18 protein-coding genes are annotated in these 20,467 nt (G+C 41.2%); 2 read left to right on the top strand and 16 right to left on the bottom strand.

Annotated features, from left to right (window positions below; translation table 11 throughout):
- Positions 1-10 precede the first annotated feature (10 nt).
- Positions 11-1,219: a ribonuclease H-like domain-containing protein gene (locus tag BLP87_RS13845; RefSeq protein WP_074463194.1), complete on the top strand. Its 1,209-nt coding sequence runs from the start codon at positions 11-13 to the stop codon at positions 1,217-1,219.
- Between the two features lie 63 nt (positions 1,220-1,282).
- Here the strand turns inward: BLP87_RS13845 and BLP87_RS13840 are convergent, their stop codons facing one another.
- Positions 1,283-2,065 carry a CheR family methyltransferase gene (locus BLP87_RS13840; RefSeq protein WP_074463193.1) on the bottom strand — a complete coding sequence of 261 codons (783 nt, stop codon included), beginning with the start codon at positions 2,063-2,065 and terminating at the stop codon, positions 1,283-1,285.
- Between the two features lie 344 nt (positions 2,066-2,409).
- Here BLP87_RS13840 and BLP87_RS13835 point away from each other — a divergent pair, with 344 nt between their 5' ends.
- Positions 2,410-4,302 carry a right-handed parallel beta-helix repeat-containing protein gene (locus BLP87_RS13835; protein WP_074463192.1) on the top strand — a complete coding sequence of 631 codons (1,893 nt, stop codon included), beginning with the start codon at positions 2,410-2,412 and terminating at the stop codon, positions 4,300-4,302.
- Between the two features lie 149 nt (positions 4,303-4,451).
- On the opposite strand, the gene rpsA is transcribed toward BLP87_RS13835, so the two are convergent.
- The 15 genes from rpsA to BLP87_RS13765 form a co-directional block, all read right to left on the bottom strand.
- Positions 4,452-5,591, bottom strand: coding sequence for a 30S ribosomal protein S1 (gene rpsA / locus BLP87_RS13830; protein ID WP_026654116.1), 1,140 nt, complete (start codon positions 5,589-5,591; stop codon positions 4,452-4,454).
- Complete coding sequence (ispH, locus tag BLP87_RS13825) at positions 5,572-6,426, bottom strand: 4-hydroxy-3-methylbut-2-enyl diphosphate reductase (protein WP_074463191.1); 855 nt, start codon at positions 6,424-6,426, stop codon at positions 5,572-5,574. Before ispH ends, rpsA begins: the two co-directional genes overlap by 20 nt.
- Before the next feature lie 10 nt (positions 6,427-6,436).
- Positions 6,437-7,099 carry a (d)CMP kinase gene (cmk, locus tag BLP87_RS13820; protein ID WP_074463190.1) on the bottom strand — a complete coding sequence of 221 codons (663 nt, stop codon included), beginning with the start codon at positions 7,097-7,099 and terminating at the stop codon, positions 6,437-6,439.
- A gap of 21 nt (positions 7,100-7,120) precedes the next feature.
- Positions 7,121-8,407: a BaiN/RdsA family NAD(P)/FAD-dependent oxidoreductase gene (locus tag BLP87_RS13815; RefSeq protein WP_074463209.1), complete on the bottom strand. Its 1,287-nt coding sequence runs from the start codon at positions 8,405-8,407 to the stop codon at positions 7,121-7,123.
- Between the two features lie 26 nt (positions 8,408-8,433).
- Positions 8,434-9,372, bottom strand: a complete 939-nt coding sequence (locus tag BLP87_RS13810; RefSeq protein WP_074463189.1) for a MurR/RpiR family transcriptional regulator — start codon at positions 9,370-9,372, stop codon at positions 8,434-8,436.
- On the bottom strand, positions 9,369-9,920 hold the full coding sequence (locus BLP87_RS13805; protein ID WP_026515001.1) for a TetR/AcrR family transcriptional regulator: 552 nt from the start codon (positions 9,918-9,920) through the stop codon (positions 9,369-9,371). Before BLP87_RS13805 ends, BLP87_RS13810 begins: the two co-directional genes overlap by 4 nt.
- Before the next feature lie 110 nt (positions 9,921-10,030).
- Positions 10,031-11,134, bottom strand: a complete 1,104-nt coding sequence (locus BLP87_RS13800; protein ID WP_074463188.1) for a tetratricopeptide repeat protein — start codon at positions 11,132-11,134, stop codon at positions 10,031-10,033.
- A gap of 14 nt (positions 11,135-11,148) precedes the next feature.
- Positions 11,149-11,538, bottom strand: a complete 390-nt coding sequence (locus BLP87_RS13795; RefSeq protein ID WP_074463187.1) for a RidA family protein — start codon at positions 11,536-11,538, stop codon at positions 11,149-11,151.
- 34 nt (positions 11,539-11,572) lie between these two features.
- Complete coding sequence (locus BLP87_RS13790; RefSeq protein WP_074463186.1) at positions 11,573-11,815, bottom strand: hypothetical protein; 243 nt, start codon at positions 11,813-11,815, stop codon at positions 11,573-11,575.
- 14 nt (positions 11,816-11,829) lie between these two features.
- On the bottom strand, positions 11,830-12,756 hold the full coding sequence (locus BLP87_RS13785; protein ID WP_074463185.1) for a GDSL-type esterase/lipase family protein: 927 nt from the start codon (positions 12,754-12,756) through the stop codon (positions 11,830-11,832).
- Positions 12,757-12,770: 14 nt separating this feature from the next.
- The gene (locus tag BLP87_RS13780) at positions 12,771-14,054 is read right to left on the bottom strand and encodes an MBOAT family O-acyltransferase (RefSeq protein ID WP_242871873.1); all 1,284 of its coding nucleotides are present in this window, start codon (positions 14,052-14,054) and stop codon (positions 12,771-12,773) included.
- Positions 14,055-14,186: 132 nt separating this feature from the next.
- Positions 14,187-15,572: a tetratricopeptide repeat protein gene (locus BLP87_RS13775; protein WP_074463184.1), complete on the bottom strand. Its 1,386-nt coding sequence runs from the start codon at positions 15,570-15,572 to the stop codon at positions 14,187-14,189.
- Positions 15,572-15,736, bottom strand: coding sequence for a hypothetical protein (locus BLP87_RS16120; RefSeq protein ID WP_034461884.1), 165 nt, complete (start codon positions 15,734-15,736; stop codon positions 15,572-15,574). Before BLP87_RS16120 ends, BLP87_RS13775 begins: the two co-directional genes overlap by 1 nt.
- A 13-nt stretch (positions 15,737-15,749) precedes the next feature.
- The gene (locus BLP87_RS13770) at positions 15,750-17,114 is read right to left on the bottom strand and encodes a bifunctional folylpolyglutamate synthase/dihydrofolate synthase (protein ID WP_176756657.1); all 1,365 of its coding nucleotides are present in this window, start codon (positions 17,112-17,114) and stop codon (positions 15,750-15,752) included.
- 134 nt (positions 17,115-17,248) lie between these two features.
- Positions 17,249-19,921 (bottom strand): valine--tRNA ligase, encoded by a 2,673-nt coding sequence (locus BLP87_RS13765; RefSeq protein ID WP_074463183.1) that lies wholly within the window; start codon positions 19,919-19,921, stop codon positions 17,249-17,251.
- Positions 19,922-20,467: the final 546 nt, after the last annotated feature.

Raw genomic sequence — 20,467 nt, 5'->3', positions numbered from 1 at the left:
ATAACGCAGCATGAAGAAAAGTATCAAAAACATCACATTTTCAGACGATCATATCATCCACAAACTGCCTCAGATACTCGGATGCAGTAACAGCGATATATTATTTATAGATATAGAAACAACAGGCCTTTCTCCCAGAAATTCAGATATATATATGATAGGCCTTTCTTATTGTGAAAATGATTCCTGGCGCATAGTCCAGCTCTTTGCCGAAAATGCAGGTGAAGAAGCCCATATTCTCAGGACTTTTGCAAAAAATTTCGGTAATCATTCCAAAATAGTTAACTTTAACGGAGACAGGTTCGATCTTCCTTTTTTAAAAAGCAAATTTGATAAACATAAAATTACAAATCCAATTGAAGATGCCGATTCGGTCGATCTGCAAAAAATCATTCGGCCTTATCAGGATCAGCTGGGCCTCATAGATTGCAAGCAGAGAACCATCGAGATGTACCTTGGAACCACGAGAAAAAACAAACACGACGGAAAAAGTCTTTTGCCCATCTATGCATCATATAAAAAGACAATGGCAAGACAGCCGCTTGAAATCCTTTTCCTTCACAACTATGAAGACGTAAAAGGTATGTTTGCTCTCTTACCCATGTTCCTGTTTCTTAAATTCTTTTCACTTTTCAGGAACTTGCCCGCAACGTCGATCAAGACGGATGAACCCATTTCACCGGAGAGATACTTTAGTCCCGACTCACCGGATGAAGAGATTGTTCTTCCTGTAAAAGCAAAAAAGGTCCAGGCAAATTATTACAATGATTATGAGGGAAATCTTAAAAAAGAGATTTTTATGAAGCTCGCCCTTCCCTTTGCATTGCCCTCATCTTTGACAGGGCATATTGATGACTGTTATTTCAAGACAGACAAGGATGAAGCAATTCTCCGGATTCCGATATATGAGGCGGAACTTAAGTATTTCTATTCCAATTACAGCGATTATTACTATCTTCCGAAAGAAGATACGGCAATCCATAAGTCAATCGCATCATTCGTTGACAAGAAATACAGGGAACAGGCCAAGCCCGATAATTGCTACACCAAGAAAAACGGGCAATACCTAAGAGAATGGGATCTTGTATTTACGCCCTTCTTTAAATCAGACTACAAGGACGAAAGATTATTCTTTGACCTAAATGCAAATCTCAAACAGAGCCGCTTTGCTTTAAGCGTCTACGCATCGCACATAATCGCACATATTCTGGAAATCTAAAAGGCTGTCGCACAAAGAGTGTGGCAGCCTTTAATGATCAAATGAGTTTTTGATAAAAAAATCTTACATGGGCCTCTCGTAATAGAAGGAGTTCTTTCTCACATAGCCCATTTCCTTATAATTTATGATCTGCTCCGTGCTTCCGATAAAGAGTATTCCGCCGGGTGCAAGGGAATCATAATATTTTCTGAATATCTCATCCTTAGCTTCTTCCGTGAAATAGATAAGGACATTTCTGCAAACAAGAAGATGACAATCCTTCGGATAAGGATCGCGCAAAAGATCTGCCTGCTTAAATGTAACTCTTGACTTGATTTCTTCCGAAACCTTCATCTTTCCGTCAGGAGTCTCTTCAAAATATTTACTCTTAAATTCTGCAGGAACCCCCGCTACTTCCTTCTTATCGTATATTCCCGCTTTGGCCTTCGCAAGAACAACCGCGTCAAGGTCTGTTGCCAATACATTGATCTGATTAAGCGGCATGTGCTTTGAGAGCATCATTACGATAGTGTACGGCTCGTCGCCTGTAGAACATGCAGCGCTCCAGATCTTGAGATTCTTACCAAACTTCTTCATAAGTTCGGGAACCATCTCTTTATCCATAAGATTCCACTGGTCTGCATTTCTGAAAAACTCAGATACATTGATAGTAAGATAGGATACAAAAGAATCAAGCGCTTCTCTATCCTTCTTGATCAGATCAGCAAAGCCATCATATCCTTTTACATCATACTTCCCTATGAGGGTATCGATTCGCCTCTTCATCTGTTTTTCTTTGTATGAATTGAGGTCAATCTTAGTCAGATCATAGACTGCTTTTTTAAACCACTCATAATCATATGCCATGGATAATCCTCCTGAAATATAATGTTAATTCATGCTCATAAAGCACAGAAATTTTCAATACCATTTTATAATAGTTCGAATTATATGTAAAATTAAAAAAACATAAATACGTCTCACAGTCTACTGTTTAAAGCTTTTTCCCATAATTTGGAATTATGTAATGTTAATTTCAAATTACCTAGCTTAACAATTTCTGCAACATTTTAAAAAATGCAGGCAATTGATATGCGCTTAATTCGCCGTTATACTATATATATTGCTTTATATTCATTGCTTTAAAATTGTTACATCATGTAAACTTTGTTAACTATATCAATATGTCGTTTTATTTAAGGAGGACCGTCATGCATAAAACAATCAAAAAAATCCTTTCGGCAATCTTGACTTTTTCTCTTGTTGCCGGAATTACGATTGTTGCCAAACCGCTTGAATCTCAAGCAGCAACATCTACATCGTGGAACTTTAAAAATACATCTTTTAAAAATCTTGGGACAATTAATTCGACGATCACTATAGATGATCTGACACTTGTAGCAACAAAAGACTTGACCATGAAAGTAAAATCAAAGAAGGCTACAATCGGAGATATCTCTTATACTTATGCACTTGCACTCTGCGGAAAGGGCGATAAGAACGGAAGATCCGTGAAAGTTCCCGTAAGTGGAAATGACACGATAAAAGTCACACTTTCCAGCTCTTCAAACTCATCTGCCCGTACACTTATTCTTGCAAATGAATCAGGCACTCAACTCGCGACAATGAATGCCGGAACTTCCGCCTCTACAGAGTCTTTTAACTATGTCGGTTCAGATAACTATATATGGCTGTATTCGCAAAATAGCGGCATAGATATTTTTAAGATACAGGTAGATTCAAAAGGAAATAACCAAACACCTGTAAAAAACGATGATTCTTCAAGTGATGCCTCAAGCCGGCAAGATATTCCCGAAGATAAATCTCAGGATAATTCGGAACCACCTAAAGCTCCCACTGAAGCTCAAAACACATCTGACGGAAAAGTGGTAACAAGTTTTAAAGAGCTTGTTTCAGCAGCTTCTTCTGCACAATCATCGGGCGGCGGAAAAATATATGTAAGCGGAACTACGATTCCCTGTGACGGACAGCTTGCCCTTTCATCATCAAATGCAAATATACAGATTATCGGACTTCAAAATAATGACGGTACTTATCCGGTACTTGATTTTACTCCGTTTATGAAATCATATATCGGAAAAAAATCCTCTGATAGCGCTGTAGGAATCAGAGTAAGCGGTTCAAAATACACGATCAAAAATCTCATCATAGAACATGCGCCCGATAACGGAATTCAGATAAAAGGCGGTTCTGCAGGAAATAATACAGTTTCAAACTGTATTGTACGCTACAATAACGACGCCGGCCTTCAGGTAACCGCAGGCGCATATAACAACAACATTGAATATGTATGCAGTTATCGTAACTGTGATGTATATACCAGAGGTGGAAACGCCGATGGATTTGCTCCCAAACTCGGTGCAGGTAAAGGCAATACATTTTCTTATTGTTACGCCTGGGACAATTCCGATGACGGATGGGATTCATTTGATAAAAGCGGCGAAGAAACACCGGATATATCTTACAAATACTGTGCTGTATGGAATAACGGAAATCCTAATGTATTTACAGGAAAATATGATTTTGATAAAGGAGAAAAGCTGGATGAAAACCTACTGTTGGTCAACTTGATAGAATCAAAAGATCCATCTTTTGCATCAAAATATAACAGCAGAAATTTTGCTCTTCCGAGCGGAAATTTTATCGCAACAGATAACGGTAATATTTCGCTGTCAGCATGGACAGGTGATAAATACGGCGGCAATCCCAACGGATTTAAATTAGGTTCCGCAAAGTCAACTTCAAGATCAACACGTACACTTTCATATTGCCTTGCATTTGATCAGTCAAAAAAAGCATTTGATAATAACAACAGTGCATTAACAGCAAGCTTTGATCACTGCATTGCATTTGATAACGGATATAATTACTATATTCCTCCATTCAAGATCACAGGCTGGACAAACATAGTCGGCTTCGGCGGAAAATCAGCAGATAAGCTTCCAAGCGGATATTCAGTAACAAAACCCTCGTCCTCAGATGAGTCAAAAATCAGAAATACCGTTGAATCCACAAAGAATTCTATTATTTCAAGCTGCAAAAAGAATGTGATCCCCGGCAACATATACTTTAATATCTTCTAAACAGCAAAGTGCTCCGTAAGACGCTCGTCATGCGTATCTTACGGAGCACTTTTAACATCATAGTAAAGGATTTATATTATGATATTAAAAGGAGGCTGTGAAAAATGATAATCTCATCTTTCACAGCCTCTTAAATTTCTACTTATAGATCAGTTCTCTTCCTGTTCCTGCTCAGCGATAACCTTATCGATATCTACAGAAACAACGTCTCCGCTCTCAGCCTCTTCTTCCTTCTCAGGAGCGAACATAGCCTTGATTGAAAGGCTAATCTTCTTCTCCTCTTCATTGAAGTCTACGATCTTAGCTTCAACTTCCTGACCAACTTTAAGTACGTCAGCCGGCTTCTCAACATGCTCTTTAGCAATCTGAGAAACATGAAGAAGTGCGTCGATACCGGGCTCAAGCTCTACGAATGCACCGAAATCAGTCATTCTGGCAACCTTACCGGTTACAACATTGCCTACAGCATACTTAACTGTAGCATCCTTCCAAGGATTCTCGTTGTCGAACTTTCTTGAAAGCGCAATCTTGCTACCATCGATGCTCTTAACGAGTACCTTAACGGTGTCGCCGATCTTGAATGCTTTCTTAGGACTCTCAACACGTCCCCAGCTCATTTCTGAAATATGAAGAAGACCGTCTGCTCCGCCAAGATCGATGAAAGCACCGAAATCTGTAACGTTCTTTACAACGCCTTCTACAACATCGCCAACTTTGATTGAATCAAAGAGCTTCTTAGCCTGCTCAGCCTTCTCAGCTGTAACAAGCATTCTTCTGTTACCGATGTATCTTCTTCTCTTAGGATTGTACTCAGTAACAACGAATTGGATCTCCTGATCCTGATACTTTGAGAGATCTTTCTCATAACTATCGGAAACAAGGCTTGCTGGTATGAAGATTCTAACTTCGTCAACAACAACCGTAAGTCCGCCTTCGAGAACCTGTACAACCTTGGCTGTAAGAACTTCCTTGTTATTGAAAGCTTCTTCGATTCTCTTATTTCCTCTGTCAATAGCGAGTCGCTTGTATGAAAGAATAACCTGTCCGTCTGCGTCATTTGTCTTGAGCACTTTGACATCCATAGTGTCACCGACTTTGACTACAGTTGTAAGGTCAATACTGTTATCGTTGCTATATTCGTTCTTAGTCAAGATACCATCGGACTTGTAACCAATGTTAAGAATTATCTCGTCAGGCTTAACGTCAATAACAGTTCCCTCAACAACCTCCCCCGTGTGAATTGTTTTGAAAGATGCGTTAAGCAACTGTTCAAAAGTTTCTTCTGACATAATTCTGAACCTCCTCAATAATGTTCTTTGGGGTTGATGCCCCGGCGGTAATCCCCACTAGTTTAACCGCTTCATTTCTATCTAGATGCAAGTCATCCAGTGTCTGAATAAAATATGTTTTGGCACATCTCTGATTGCATATCTCGTATAGTTTTCTCGAATTAGAACTGTGTGCCCCTCCGATCACTATCATCACATCTGCCTTGGATGCAATTTCTTCAGCTTCGGACTGACGCTCGTCAGTAGCGTTACATATAGTATTCACAATATTAATATTGTAACCGTTATTCCCAAAGATTTCAACGGTTTCTTGAAATTTATTCTTGTTAAATGTAGTCTGAGAAACTATAGTATACTCTTTTTTGCGGTCACCACGGAACTTTTCGGCACTTTCAGGTGAATCGATAACAAAAACTTCACCATCGGCATAACTTACAATTCCTTCGACTTCGGGATGGTTCGCACTTCCGACTACAACTATTGATTTTCCCTTCCCGCTCTCCTCAGAAACGATCTTATGTATGCGTTTTACAAAAGGGCATGTCGCGTCAATGATCTCAAGCCCCGTCGCAGCTATTTTTTCATGAACTTCTCTGGTGACTCCGTGGGATCTTATCACTATTATACCGCTTTTTATTCCCTCAAGTTCATCAACGGACTCAATGACTTTAACGCCCTTTTCTTCCATATCTTTTACGACTATCTCGTTGTGGATTATGGGACCGTATGTATATATATTCATTCCGGGGTTATTCTTTATCTGTTCATAGACGGTATCCACCGCTTTTGTGACTCCAAAGCAAAAACCCGCATGTTCGGCCAGTATTACTTCCATCTGTTTCCTTTCAGACTCCCTTGTAGAGCTCAATAATCTTATCCTTGACTTCATCTATCGTCATATCGGACGAATCAAAGAATACCGCATCATCAGCCTGTTTAAGCGGAGACAATTCTCTGTGCATGTCTCTGTAATCTCTGTCGATTATATCCTTTTCAATTTCTTCAAGGTTACACTCAACGTTTTTTGCAACAAGTTCCTTGTATCTTCTCTCCGCGCGAACGCGTGAACTAGCGGTAAGATAGATCTTAAGGTCTGCATTCGGAAGAACCACGGCTCCTATATCTCTTCCGTCCATCACGACATCGGTAACTTCCGCAAGTTTTTTCTGCAATCCGACAAGCTTCTCTCTGACAGCCGCATTTACGCTTATGGCAGAAGTCATTTTTCCGACTTCCTCTGTCCTTATAAGACCGTTTACATTATCTCCGTTTAAATATACAACCTGCTCGTTGTTTTCATGCTTTATGGTAACGTCAGCCCTCTTGCAGGCACTTACGACATTATCTATATCGTCTGAAGCGATTCCTTCCCGTATCATATAAAGAGCCAGCGCTCTGTACATAGCTCCCGTATCAACATAAATAAATCCAAGCTCTTTAGCCACTCTTTTTGCGATAGTACTCTTACCTGCACCTGCAGGTCCGTCAATAGCAATACTTCTAGCCATTGTAATTATTTCCTCCTAAAATCAACCGTTCATTCCGGCGCATTCTCCCGCAAGTCGTCCCGTAGACCACGCAACCTGCAGATTAAATCCTCCGGTCTCGGCATCGATATCCAATACCTCTCCCGCAAAGTAAAGCCCTTTGACAAGCTTTGACTCCATTGTTGAAGGATCTATCTCTTTAACATCAACACCGCCTCTTGTTATTATAGCTTCATTAAAGTTTCGTGTCCCATTAACCGTCATTGGCACACTCTTTATAAGCTTTACAATATTCTGCCTCTCCTCTTTGGTGATATCGTGAACTGCTTTTTCCGGATTGATACCTGAGAGTTTAATCATAACAGGAATAAGCTTTGTTGGAAACAGTCCGCCCAAAGCATTCTTAAATTGCTTATTTATAGCGCCTTCAAAATCTCTGAGAATTCTTTTATCAAGCTGTTCCTCTGAAAGAGCAGGCTTTAGATCAAGCAAAAGCCTTGCCTTTGCATTTTCTTCATAGTGGCAGCTGGCCGTAAGAACGAGCGGTCCGCTGACTCCAAAATGTGTAAAAAGCATCTCTCCAAAGCCGTCGTAAACAGGCTTATCCGCTTTTTTCTTTTTACCGGCAGACTTTTCTTTTTCATCGCCTTTTGACAAAAAGAGCTTCAAGCCTACATTCTTAAGCGAAAGCCCCTGAAGTTCTTTGCACCAGTCCTCTTCTATAACAAAAGGAACAAGCGAAGGTACGGGTTTTACAACCGAATGTCCGAGGTTCTTGGCAAATTTATATCCATCTCCCGTAGAGCCGGTCGAAGGGTATGATGCACCACCCGTGCACACTATAACAGAATCGAACTCTTCTCTTGTGATCGGATCGCCGCCCTTTGCATAAGTAACCGCCGATACAACACCCGCACTGCTTTCTACAGACAATACCTCTGTATCAAATAGAACCTTCACTCCCGCCTTTTTTACTGCGTTATAAAGAGTCCTTATTATATCGGATGAGTGGTCCGAAACGGGAAAAACCCTGTCTCCGCGCTCAACCTTAAGCTTACATCCGTTATTTTCAAAAAAGTCCATGACAGCGCTGTTATCATATCCGTAAACCGCGCTGTACAGAAATCTCGGATTTCTTTTGACATGTTCAAAAAAATCCGTCACATCACAAGCGTTTGTAACATTACAACGCCCTTTGCCCGTTATATATATCTTTTTCCCGGGCTTTTCATTCTTCTCAAAAACAGTGACGCTCGCGCTGCTATCCGCAGCAGCAAGCGCCGCCATCATTCCGGCTGCACCACAGCCGATAATTGCTATTTTTTTCATATACTGCCAATCCTTAAAAACTGCATTCATGCCGGACTGTCGTCACGGGCAATGATATTTCCGATCATCATCGGATTATCGGAAGCAAAATCTATCTCGTCATTGAGATAAACCTGATAGTTATTCCAAGCTTCTTCGAGCATCTTAAGATCCGCCTTGACTTCATTCGGCTTTCTCATACAAAGCGCAACCACAAGAGCGTTTATTACGCTGAGCGGTGCCACGAGCGAATCTACGATTGACGCCATCTCGCTTCTTGCAAGAAGATTGCAGGATGAATAAAGATTCATAGGCGAATGAACGGAATCCGTTATGGTTATTACCTTCGCATTCCTGTCATTGGCAAATTCCATGCACTTAAGCGTTCTCATGGAATATCTGGGGAAGCTTATACCGATTATAGCATCCCTGTCGCCAATCCTTATCATCTGCTCGAACATTTCCGAGACACTTGTAGTTTTGATTATAACATTATTACCTCTTATCATGTTGAGATAAAAATGCAAAAAGTCTGCCAGAGGCTCACAACTTCTTATACCTACTATATAGACCGTCCTCGCCTTTAAGATGATATCAACGGCCGTCTTAAATGCGGCGACATCTATATTGTTGATGGTATTTTCGATATTCGCCATATCTGACTGAAGAATTGTCGAAAGTATCTCACCTTCGCTGCTTTTCCCAAACTTTCTTCCGACTTTTTCAACGGAGCCAAACTTATCGCTCACCCATACCGAAAGTGCTTTCTGAAAAGCAGGATATCCGTCATATCCAAGACTCATGGCAAATCTGACAACGGTCGATTCACTCATACCTACGATCTTACCGAGCTCCGCCGCGGTCATAAACACAGCCTGCTCGTAGTGATCACAGATATAAGTGGCGATAGACTTCTTGCCCTTACTCATCTTGGAGTAACATTCATTTATTCTTGTTATTACATCTTCATCATTTTCAAATTTCATAGACTGAATGCCTTATACGCCGATTCAAGCATAGAAACCGAAGTTGCCTCATCAAGATCGTAGTCACCCGTAACTGCCATGCAACCCGCTCCGTGAATATAGATCCACATCTTCATAAAAAGTTGCTGTGCGTTGGAAATGCCATCATCAGACGCTCTTTTGATTTCTTTTACCACGTTCTCTTTTGAACCGTTTACAAGATCATACATACTCTTCTTCTCGTCACCCTGTTCGGATACAAAAAGAAGTTTAAATAAATAGGGGAATTTCTGGGCGAACCCAATATAAGCAAGACCAAGGTCCACAAACGGAACCTCATGATTTTTGGAACAATCGTTGTAGTAATCTTCATAGTATGCGGCCGCTTTGTCATAGACATCTTTCTTAAGCGCATCCATACTGTCATAAATACGGAAAATAGGCTGTGTGGAACACCCTGCCGCTGCTGCGAGCTTTCTTGATGTTATCTGCTCGAAGCCTTCTCTCTTGGTAATCTTAAATGCTGCATTTACAATCTCTTTTTGCGTAATTGTCGCTTTCCTGGACATACAATCCCCTCCCAACATAATTCTGCATAGATAGATTCATATAAAAGCATGCGTTATCATTTTACAGAATTAACGATAGAGTGTCAACGAATTTCACTACTACCCATACATTATCGGGTCTTTAAAAAGATTCCTTCATCAGCCGCAACCTTATCCAAAGGATATATCTGCATATACTCATCCATAAGACTTTTTGCACCCGCAAAATCTCCCTTGTACTCATATGCACATATCCTGTTAAACATAAGTGCCTGCTGCACCGCGCTGTCATTAAGTCCTATAGCGGCATCAAAAGTAACGATTGCTTCCCCAAACGCATTTCCGGCTTCTTCATCATTGCCGGAATCAAGATAAAATTTTCCCTTGTTGATCTGGCACATGCCAAGCTGATTACTTATATTTGCACTCTTGGAATTAGACTTCAAATATTCCTTATAAACACTGATAGCATAGTCATACTGCTGCAATCTCTCATAAGAGCGCCCCAAAAGAAGCACCACAGACTCTTTTGCATCGTGTCCGCCGTTCTCTTTGTTGGCCTTGCTGAGATAATTCTGCGCCTCTGCATCATTTCCCAGGTAAAAATACATCTCACCCTTCTCGAAATTGGACATGGTCTTCTCACCATTGTCAAGCGCCTGCTGAAGTATGTTCTTGGCCTTATCCTGCTCGCCGTTTTCGGCATAGGCCTTATAGATCATTACTATCATCGAATAATCTTTGTCATTAAGACGGATTGCGCTGGTGAAATCGGCATCTGCGCTTTTTTCCTCACCGTCGCCCGCCTTAAGTTCGCATACTCCCCTGAGGTAATATGCGGTCGGATCTTTGTCTCGAAGGCTCAAAATGGCATCATAAATTCCTTTTGCCCTGTTGAAATCCTCGAGTTTCATGTATGCCTCGGCAAGGTAATAGTTGGTGTCAAAGTCCATGTCATCAACTATACCGTCGTCCTCAGCAAGAGAAGCCAGAAACTCCTGTGCTGCCTCCTCATCTTTATCACTGTATAAGTATGCTATTCCCTTGCCTCTATGAACAAGGCACGCGTCTTCACCGTCCTCTTCAGCTTTTTCAAAACTTGCCAATGCTTTTGCATACTCATGACTGTCTATGTAAGCAAAACCGGCATCTATACCATGTCTGCCTGCAAAAGATCCGCATCCGCTCAGAGTAACAGAAATACATATTGCGCCCGCAATAATCCTGTACTTCACATTTAACCCCCTAATTATCCCAAATATGCAACAACCTCTACTTCACAAAGAACATCCTTGGGAAGTTTCTTAACTGCAACGCAGCTTCTTGCAGGCTTTCCTGTAAAATACTTCTCATATACACCGTTAAATGCCGCAAAATCGCCCATCTCTGCAAGGAAACATGTTGTCTTTATTACATGCTCGTAGTCTGTTCCGGCTGCCTTCAAGATCTCGCCGATATTCTGACATACTCTCTCAGTCTGATCTTCGATAGTTGTTGTGTCGATCTGACCTGTTACGGGATTGATCGGAATCTGTCCCGATGCATAAAGAAATCCACCTGCCTTTATTGCCTGTGAGTAAGGTCCGATAGCTGCCGGAGCCTTATCTGTAACAATGTATTCAATCGTATGTTCGCTCATTTTGTAAATCCTCCTCAAAAATATAATTTTCTATTTATTCGTTCTCGCCCCCAAATACTGCGGTAACGTAGAAACCTCTTGCATTCTCTTCAACCTTCGTGACAACTCCCTCTCTCTCGAGCATGCGCTCTCTGAAAGGAAAATTACCCGACATGGCAAGAGACGGATCGATCGTATAGTAATAGTTACTCGGAAGCACTCCCTCCGTGACCGTGACACGATCTCCTTCTTTTAACAATCCCGGTCGTTCCATTTTAAATGACATTTCTCTAGACATTTTAACACTCCTGATCAGTCTTTTACAATCGCATGCTTAAGCAAGTACTGATGCCATCTTTCATAAGATGAAGCCTTCAAATGTATATCATCTGTAGATAATTCTTCCAATAAATTTCCGTTTTCATCATCCACAGCTTCATTCATATCAAGATAAAAAATATCCACATTATTTGCCAAATGAGACAGCGCCTCATTTCTCTCATTTATTCTCTCGTTGGTAAATATCTTATCATTGCTGCTCTTATTTTCGGTAACATGCATGATACTCTGTATATAAATAATCGCATCCGGCTGAAGTTCCCTTATCCTTGCAAGAACTTCGGCATACTTGGCAACAAATGTCTCCGTTGTACCCGTTCCAAGCTCGTTAAGTCCCAGCATGATATAAATCTTGCCGTAAGGCTCATCCTTTTCAAGAGCCTCCTCAACAGTCATCTTCTTGCCCTCTTCATCTTTAAGGAAATCGTTCTCAAGAACACTGTGAATACTAAGCGACACCTTTGCATAAAACATCGCCTGTTCATCAAGTCCTTCACAATACTCCGAAAGGCCTACCGTTCTGGAATCTCCAAGGAAAAGAGCGTCTGCAAAATAATCGTCCGTTACTTCCTTAAAAGTAATCTCTTCCGATGCAACATCATTTCCCGAAACATCGTTTCCCGAGATGTCATTCCCTGAAATATCGGCAAGAATCGCCGCCGCATCTCCCATATCTTCTTCCTTTGCGGCCATAACGCTTTCTTTATCGAAAATCTTCCAAGGCATAACACCGCCCGAAATACCTTTTATCATGACAACAAAAAGAGGCTGCTCCGCGGGATCGTATCCTTCCGAATAAGCGGCATAGATAGAGCCCTTCGCAACAAATGTCACAGCGGATATAAATATTGAAAATACAACCACGCCCGTCACCAGCGGACAAGACTTAAAAAAATTCATTACATACACTTTCTTCAGAATGCAAAATACATAAACGGATTACCTGCCGAATTGGTCAAACTGTAAACCGAAAACCAAAACAACACAAACAAGCATATCATTATCAGCGGATTCTTCCTGTGTTTTTCAATAAACTTAAACACATGCGGAATCAGAAGAACCACTCCAACGGCCAAAAGACCTCCGTATATTCCAAGATTTTTAATATAATCATTGTCATTTACAGCGATACCTGCTCCAAAGAACGGGAAAAGTCTCTTAAAATAATTAAGCAGCATTCCTGCATCTGATATTGCAAATATAACCCATGTAAGCGGGATAAGAACAAGCACATTAAATCTTCCGACTATTGTCTTAAGCACTCCCGGAAGCTTGAATACTATAAAGCGCTCGCACATTATTATCACAAAAAGAATGATTCCCCACAAAATAAAATTAAGGGTTACGCCGTGCCAAAAGCCCGTAACAAGCCATACAACAAGGAGATTTAATATTATCCTTACGGTACCGACTCTGCTTCCGCCCATCGGAATATAAATATAATCCCTAAACCACGATCCGAGTGTTGCGTGCCATCTTCTGTAGAACTCAGAAACACTTGCCGAACCGTATGGATGATCGAAGTTAACAACAAAAGGAAATCCGAGCATTACTGCGATTCCCGATGACATAAGTGAATATCCCCAGAAATCAAAGAACAACTGGAGTGAATATGTCACTGCTCCAATCCATGCAAACGGAGTTGAGATACTCTCATATCCGATCGTCCCTATCTCCTTCCAGAGCATTGCGTAGTGATCCGCAAGAAGAACCTTCATTGCAAGACCTGCGATGAAATACTTAAATCCGTCTTCTATATTCGCAAGTATCTCTTCTTTGGAACTCTTGGACGCTCCAGGTATAAGTTCAAGGTTATCACTGTAATCTGAAAAGCGCATGATAGGTCCCGATACAACCTGCGGGAACATGCAAAAATAAGCCGCAACATCCTTAAAGAGCGGCTTAGAATCAATCTTACCGTTATATGAATCCGCCTGAAAAGAGATCATCTTGAAGGTATAGAAACTGATTCCGATAGGTATAAGGCTACCGTCAACAAACTGTCCCAAGAGTTTAAATGTAATGAGCATAACCGCATCAAAGATCACGATCAGAGCAAGAAACACTTTCTTTTTCTTGCCCTCAGCGTTTCTGACAGCTCTCGCAAACAGATAGTTGACAACAACCGCTCCCAAAAGAGCCGGAAACATTTTAAAGTTTCCGACAGAATCGATGCTTCCCACGAGATAAAATATCAAACTTCCCAATAACAAGGTCCATGTCCTAAATTTGACGGGAGTCACATAAAACACTATTAAAAAAGCAGGTAAAAACCTAAAAATAAATGTTATATTCGAAAAACTTATCATTTAACATAATTCCCAAAAATACTAATTACCGGTGTTATCGGAGTTATCAGAGGTACTGCTCTTTCCGGCGCTTGAATTGTTGATCTCCGCAAGTTTTGTCTTGGAAGACGTAGCACACTTCGACTTGGGGAAATTACTGATGATCAGATCGTACTTCTCCTTCGCCTTTTCAATGTCTCCGTTATCATAATAAGAATTTGCAAGATAATAAATTATATTTTCATCATCTTTATAATACTGATAAGCCTTTGCAAATTTCTCTATAGCAACCGTATAATCCTTTTTCTTATAAGCTTCTTTTCCTTCATCATAGTAGATATCTGCAAGACGCGATCCGACTTTCTGCATGAGCGCACCGTATAAATCCTTAAACTCTGCAGAAAGATCTTTTTCATTCTCATCGACATTTACTTTTTCAAGCGCAAGCGCAATTCCGTCAATGTTGGTCGGATCTTCCATGTAGATCTTAACCGCCTTCATAAGACATGTGCTTGCGGCATCCTGATTTTCGCCGACTCTCTCATTAAGATCTTTAAGCTGCTTATTGAGTTTAGCAATCTGCTGCTCGTACTCACCTATCTGTGCCGACTTCGAATCAGATACTTCGCTTATGCCGGTGATAGTCCTGTTATTGTTGTTTGTAATATTTTTTATCCTCTGAGGAAGTATCAAAAAGCATGATACAGCTATTCCAAGCACAATACCAAGGACAATTCCCCAGATCGATCCTGACTTTGTAAGAACAGACTGCTTACGAGGCTGTATTATCATCTCGTTTCCGCTGTTATATCTGATTGTCTCGTTATTTCCGGATGATGCGGCATCAGATACAAGTTTGCCGCCGTCTCCGGGAAGGAGCATATTATCGGCCTCCTTAAGATATCTTCTTGCCATGAGATTACCGGTATCAAGCTTAAGAACCTTCTGTGCCTCAACCTTGGCCCTGTCGAAATTGCCGGCCTTAAGATATAAAAGCGCCAAAAGAAGGTGTGCCTTAATAAATCCCGAATTTAAAGAAAGCACCTTCTTAAGCTGGATTACCGCAAGATCCAAACTGTCCTGACGGCAATAATTATATGCGATATTAAACTTCTTTATAGTCTGATTGATGTCCTCAAGTTTAGCCGGACTGTTTCTGACCATATCCATGTAGTCATCAGCAATATTGTCTTCAGGTCTGAAATTCTTACTGATAACCCATTCCGAAAGCGCAGCAACAACTTCGCCCATCTCATAATAAACAAGTCCCAAAAGATTTCTCGCATCGATATTGTTCTTGTTCATCCTAAGACTCTGCTGCAAAGACTCTATAGCTCCCGTTAAATCTCTGACTCCCGCCTTTTCAAGACCATCGTTATAAAAAAAGTTTGATAAGCTCTCAAGTTTTTTATATGTAGCGATAGCCATTACTTACTCCTTTTTGTACTCTCTGATTCTTGCTTGGCATCCTTAAGAAGCTTTATAAGTACATCCGACATATCATCAAGATCCTGATTGTAGATAATGTCTTCGGCATCTTCAATTTCCAAACTGGGTTTGAACTTCTTAAGTTCTTCTTCAAAATTTATCATTATTCTTCCTCGTTTATAACATCTGTTTAAGCTGTCCCGCAAGATACAAAGAACCTGCTGCAAACACAACATCTTTAGACTTGCGCACAGTAATAAAATCCGTCACGGCATCTCTTACATTACTGTAGTATTTAATGGGAACGCCTATTATATTGTGCTGTTCCTTACTCTCTTCAAAGGCACTCTTAAGCTCCGATACGGAAACGGATCTCTCTGTTTCGAGCACGGTTACGAATATCGCATCAAACACTTTGCTGGTAAGCACTCTGTCAATAATGTCTCTGTACTGCTTATCAGCGACCATGCCAAACAACAGCATCTTTCTTCCTTCCGAATCAATTGCTGTTGCACATTTAATAAACGCTTCTATTCCATCCATATTATGAGCGCCGTCCACATAGACACCGGGCCTTACTTCTTCCATCCTTGCATCCCACTTGGCACTCATAAGGCCTTCTCTGATGTCAAGTTCAGATATCTCAGCACCTTTATCGCGCAAAATTTCTGCCGAAGCAATAGCCAAAGCGGCGTTTTCCGCTTGATATACAGCTTCGGTAGTAACTTTTAACTCAACATAATTATCATATAAGGAATTATATGAAAAAGCAACGTATTTGTTCCCTGCTTCATCCTTCACAGTCTTCACATCCGTAATGCTTTTATCGTCCACGGACACGACTCTGGAATCCATCTCAAGGGCTTTGCTTTTAATGACATCGCTGCATTCTTTTCTCTTATCAAAAAATACAACAGGAACTCCTTTTTTGATTATCCCTGCTTTTTCTCCCGCAATCTCGGGAAGTGTATCTCCAAGATACTGCATATGATCGAGGCCTATCTCGGTAATAACGCAAAGAAGCGGTGATTCCACGGAATTGGTCGCATCAAGTCTTCCGCCAAGTCCCGTTTCAAGCACGAGATAATCCACCGAATATACATCATAAAGAAGCATTGCTTCAAAGAATAAAAACTCAAAGTAAGTTGGGAAATATTCTCCGTTCTTATACTCCATTATCCTTTTTAAAAGTTCTGTAAACACTTCCGCAAAAACGCCGTCAGTCACCATCTTGCCGTCAATGCAGAATCTTTCGTTTATCTTCATAAGATGCGGAGATGTAAACATTCCGACTTTATATCCCGCTTTCATCAGGATATTTGACAGGTAGCTGCACACAGAACCTTTTCCGTTTGTGCCGGCTACATGTATTATTTTCATGTTCTTATCGGGATTCCCCAGAAAAGCCAAAAAATCTTTTGTATCTTCTATAGTATGCTTGTCGGTAAAACCCGGAACTGTATTCAGAAATTCCTCACACTCTTTAATATCCAACTTTTCGTCGTTGTCAGAGCGTCTGATGAACTCCTCCACTTTTTTCATTAATTCATTATGCATAATCACACCATTAAGCTAATACACATTAGTATACCGTCTTATTCATCATGAATGAGACAACACACCGAACACTGCTCACATCCCCCAATGTGAGCAGCATCCCATATAGTCTGTGTAATTTATTTTGCCAGTTGCTTAAGTCTTTCTGTAATCTGATCGTAAGTCTGCTGGTACTTCTGCTGTTTTTCTTTTTCCTCAGCGATCTTATCCGCAGGAGCCTTTGCAAGGAACTTCTCATTGCTTAGCATATTCTGTGAACGCTTAAGTTCGCCCTCAAGCTTCTTCTGTTCCTTTGTAAGACGTTCTATCTCCGCAGAGATATCAACAAGATCCGAGAAAGGAATGTATACCGTTGCTTCCGCAAGTACTACGGAAACAGCATCATCCGCAATGCCGTCCTTATTCTTCTGGCATACAGACTCTGATGCATACGCAAGTGATTCAAAGAAAAGCTTACCTGTTGAGAAAATATCAAGCACTTCGTCATTGTCGCTTACAACAAATACTTTGGCCTTTCTTGAAGGAGCAACGTTCATCTGTGTACGAACGTTACGGATTCCTCTTACAGCTTCCTTAATTGTCTCGATAGCCTTCTCATCTGATGCAAAGTTCCACTCATCCTTGTAAACCGGCCAGTCAGAGATCATGATTGACTCTTCCTCGTCCTGAAGTGTGCAGAAAATTTCTTCGGTAATGAATGGCATGTAAGGGTGAAGGAGCTTAAGCGCATTTATAAGCACTGTCTGAAGTGTCCAAAGTGCTGCCTTGTGTGACTCCTTGTCATCTGAATTGTAGAGACGGGGCTTAACCATCTCGATATACCAGTCGCAGAATTCATCCCAAATAAAGTCATAAACCTTCTGAACCGCGATTCCGAGTTCGAAGTGATCCATGTTATCTGTAACTTCTTTAATAGTATTGTTGAGCTTTGAAATAATCCACTTGTCAACAGGCTCAAGTCCCGCAGGTGCAGGCTGATGGATAGCACTCTTTTCGCCATCCTCCATGTTCATCATGATAAATCTGGATGCATTCCAAACCTTATTTGCAAAGTTACGGCTGTTCTCAACTCTTTCATTATAGAAACGCATGTCGTTACCTGGTGCGTTGCCCGTGATAAGTGTGAGTCTGAGTGCATCGGCACCGTAGTTCTCGATAATATCAAGAGGATCGATACCGTTTCCGAGTGATTTACTCATCTTTCTTCCCTGAGAATCTCTTACAAGACCATGGAAAAGAACTGTCTTGAACGGGAATGTTCCCATATTCTCATAACTTGAGAAGATCATTCTGATTACCCAGAAAAAGATAATGTCATAACCTGTTACAAGTACGTCTGTAGGGAAGAAGTACTTAAGGTCTTCAGTCTCATTGGGCCATCCGAGTGTCTCAAAAGGCCAAAGGGCTGATGAGAACCATGTATCAAGAGTGTCGGGATCCTGTGTAAAGTGAGTCTTGCCGCACTTAGGACATACTGTAGGAGCCTCTTTTGATACAACAACTTCTCCGCACTCATCGCAGTAGTATGCAGGGATTCTGTGTCCCCACCAGAGCTGTCTTGAGATACACCAGTCACGGATATTGTCTGTCCAGTTGAAATATGTCTTCTCCATTCTCGGAGGAATAAGCTTGATATCGCCGTCTTTTACAGCCTTAACAGCGGGCTTAATGAGCTCGTCCATCTTAACGAACCACTGTGCCTTAACCATAGGCTCAACTGTTGTATGGCAACGATCGTGTGTTCCAACGTTGTGAGAATACTCCTCGATCTTAACAAGAAGTCCCATCTCATCAAGCTCTTTTACAATAGCTTCTCTTGCCTCATATCTGTCCATTCCGGCAAACTTACCGCCGTTGGCATTGATTGTGGCATCGTCGTTTAATATATTGATAACTTCAAGGTTATGACGCTTTCCAACTTCGAAGTCGTTAGGGTCATGTGCGGGTGTGATCTTAACTACACCTGTACCGAATTCCATATCAACATAAGAGTCTTCTACGATAGGAAGCTCTCTGTTCACGATAGGAAGAAGTACCTTCTTGCCCTTGAAGCTCTTGTATCTGTCATCATCAGGGTTAACTGCAACAGCTGTATCTCCGAGCATTGTCTCGGGACGTGTTGTTGCAAACTCGATAAACTCTGTCTTTGAAACAGTTCCGTCAACATCGATAACAGGATATTTGATGTGCCAAAGATGTCCGGCCTGCTCCTCGTACTCTACCTCTGCATCAGAAATAGATGTCTTACAGATAGGACACCAGTTTACGATACGGCTTCCTTTGTAAATGTAGCCCTTGTTGTACATCTTAACGAAGACTTCGTTGACAGCTTCATTACAACCATCATCCATTGTGAAACGCTCTCTGTCCCAGTCACATGAAGAACCGAGCTTTTTGAGCTGGGAAATGATGGTTCCGCCGTACTCTTTTTTCCACTGCCAAGCTCTCTCAAGGAACTTCTCTCTGCCAAGATCTCTCTTGTCGATTCCCTCAGCTTTGAGCGCATCGATGATCTTAACCTCTGTCGCAATACTCGCATGGTCTGTTCCGGGCTGCCAAAGCGCATTATATCCCTGCATTCTCTTGTAACGAATAAGGATATCCTGCATTGTATTATCAAGGGCATGTCCCATGTGGAGCTTACCTGTGATATTTGGGGGTGGAATTACGATGGTAAAAGGTTTTTTGCTTTTATCCACCTCAGCATGGAAATATTTCTTTTCCTCCCATTTGGAGTAGAGTCGGCCTTCGATTCCCTTGGGATCATAGGTCTTGGCAAGTTCTTTGTTCATAGTCTTCTCCTTCTTTATAATCATTTGATCAAGCGCTCTGCTAATTGGGATATGTACTAAACTCGAAAATACCTCGTTAAGTACATCCCCATGGCTCGCACTAGCTTCGATAAAACCTCAGCAAGTGCTCTGCTCAAAATATAAAAGTCCCTAACAGCGTTAAGCTGTTAAGGACGTTAATAACGTGGTACCACCTTAATTCACAGAAGATCCTATAGACTCTTCTGCCTCATTTTGCATCATTCAATGCAATGGTCCTTTAACGCAGACAACGCGGGGACACTTATTGAAAACTCTTATCAATTTCCTTTCTGGGTGCCCGGTTCAGAAGCTACCTTCCACACACCGCAAGTCTGTATCCTCTCAGCGCGAATTCATCGCAGATACATTCTCTTTAGACCGCAAGCTGTATGTACTCCTCTTCCTCACAACCTTTAGAATATTGTTTGAATTTTAGCTTATCAAATAGGACATAGCTTTGTCAACATTACTTGCACTTCGAATGATTCGTGTTGTATCATTCGATATGAATTTATTTGCAAAAAA

Source organism: Butyrivibrio hungatei (genome assembly GCF_900101605.1).
Classification (GTDB): domain Bacteria; phylum Bacillota; class Clostridia; order Lachnospirales; family Lachnospiraceae; genus Butyrivibrio; species Butyrivibrio hungatei_B.
Note: the sequence above shows the minus strand (reverse complement) of the source record. Positions and strands in the feature narration are given on the sequence as shown.

Bases quoted from the DNA above. Each gene is read 5' to 3' on its own strand.
- BLP87_RS13845 (WP_074463194.1), top strand. From the start codon at position 11: ATGAAGAAAAGTATCAAAAACATCACATTTTCAGACGATCATATCATC.
- BLP87_RS13840 (WP_074463193.1), bottom strand. From the start codon at position 2,065: ATGGCATATGATTATGAGTGGTTTAAAAAAGCAGTCTATGATCTGACT.
- BLP87_RS13835 (WP_074463192.1), top strand. From the start codon at position 2,410: ATGCATAAAACAATCAAAAAAATCCTTTCGGCAATCTTGACTTTTTCT.
- rpsA (WP_026654116.1), bottom strand. From the start codon at position 5,591: ATGTCAGAAGAAACTTTTGAACAGTTGCTTAACGCATCTTTCAAAACA.
- ispH (WP_074463191.1), bottom strand. From the start codon at position 6,426: ATGGAAGTAATACTGGCCGAACATGCGGGTTTTTGCTTTGGAGTCACA.
- cmk (WP_074463190.1), bottom strand. From the start codon at position 7,099: ATGGCTAGAAGTATTGCTATTGACGGACCTGCAGGTGCAGGTAAGAGT.
- BLP87_RS13815 (WP_074463209.1), bottom strand. From the start codon at position 8,407: ATGAAAAAAATAGCAATTATCGGCTGTGGTGCAGCCGGAATGATGGCG.
- BLP87_RS13810 (WP_074463189.1), bottom strand. From the start codon at position 9,372: ATGAAATTTGAAAATGATGAAGATGTAATAACAAGAATAAATGAATGT.
- BLP87_RS13805 (WP_026515001.1), bottom strand. From the start codon at position 9,920: ATGTCCAGGAAAGCGACAATTACGCAAAAAGAGATTGTAAATGCAGCA.
- BLP87_RS13795 (WP_074463187.1), bottom strand. From the start codon at position 11,538: ATGAGCGAACATACGATTGAATACATTGTTACAGATAAGGCTCCGGCA.
- BLP87_RS13790 (WP_074463186.1), bottom strand. From the start codon at position 11,815: ATGTCTAGAGAAATGTCATTTAAAATGGAACGACCGGGATTGTTAAAA.
- BLP87_RS13785 (WP_074463185.1), bottom strand. From the start codon at position 12,756: ATGAATTTTTTTAAGTCTTGTCCGCTGGTGACGGGCGTGGTTGTATTT.
- BLP87_RS13775 (WP_074463184.1), bottom strand. From the start codon at position 15,572: ATGGCTATCGCTACATATAAAAAACTTGAGAGCTTATCAAACTTTTTT.
- BLP87_RS16120 (WP_034461884.1), bottom strand. From the start codon at position 15,736: ATGATAAATTTTGAAGAAGAACTTAAGAAGTTCAAACCCAGTTTGGAA.
- BLP87_RS13770 (WP_176756657.1), bottom strand. From the start codon at position 17,114: ATGAAAAAAGTGGAGGAGTTCATCAGACGCTCTGACAACGACGAAAAG.
- BLP87_RS13765 (WP_074463183.1), bottom strand. From the start codon at position 19,921: ATGAACAAAGAACTTGCCAAGACCTATGATCCCAAGGGAATCGAAGGC.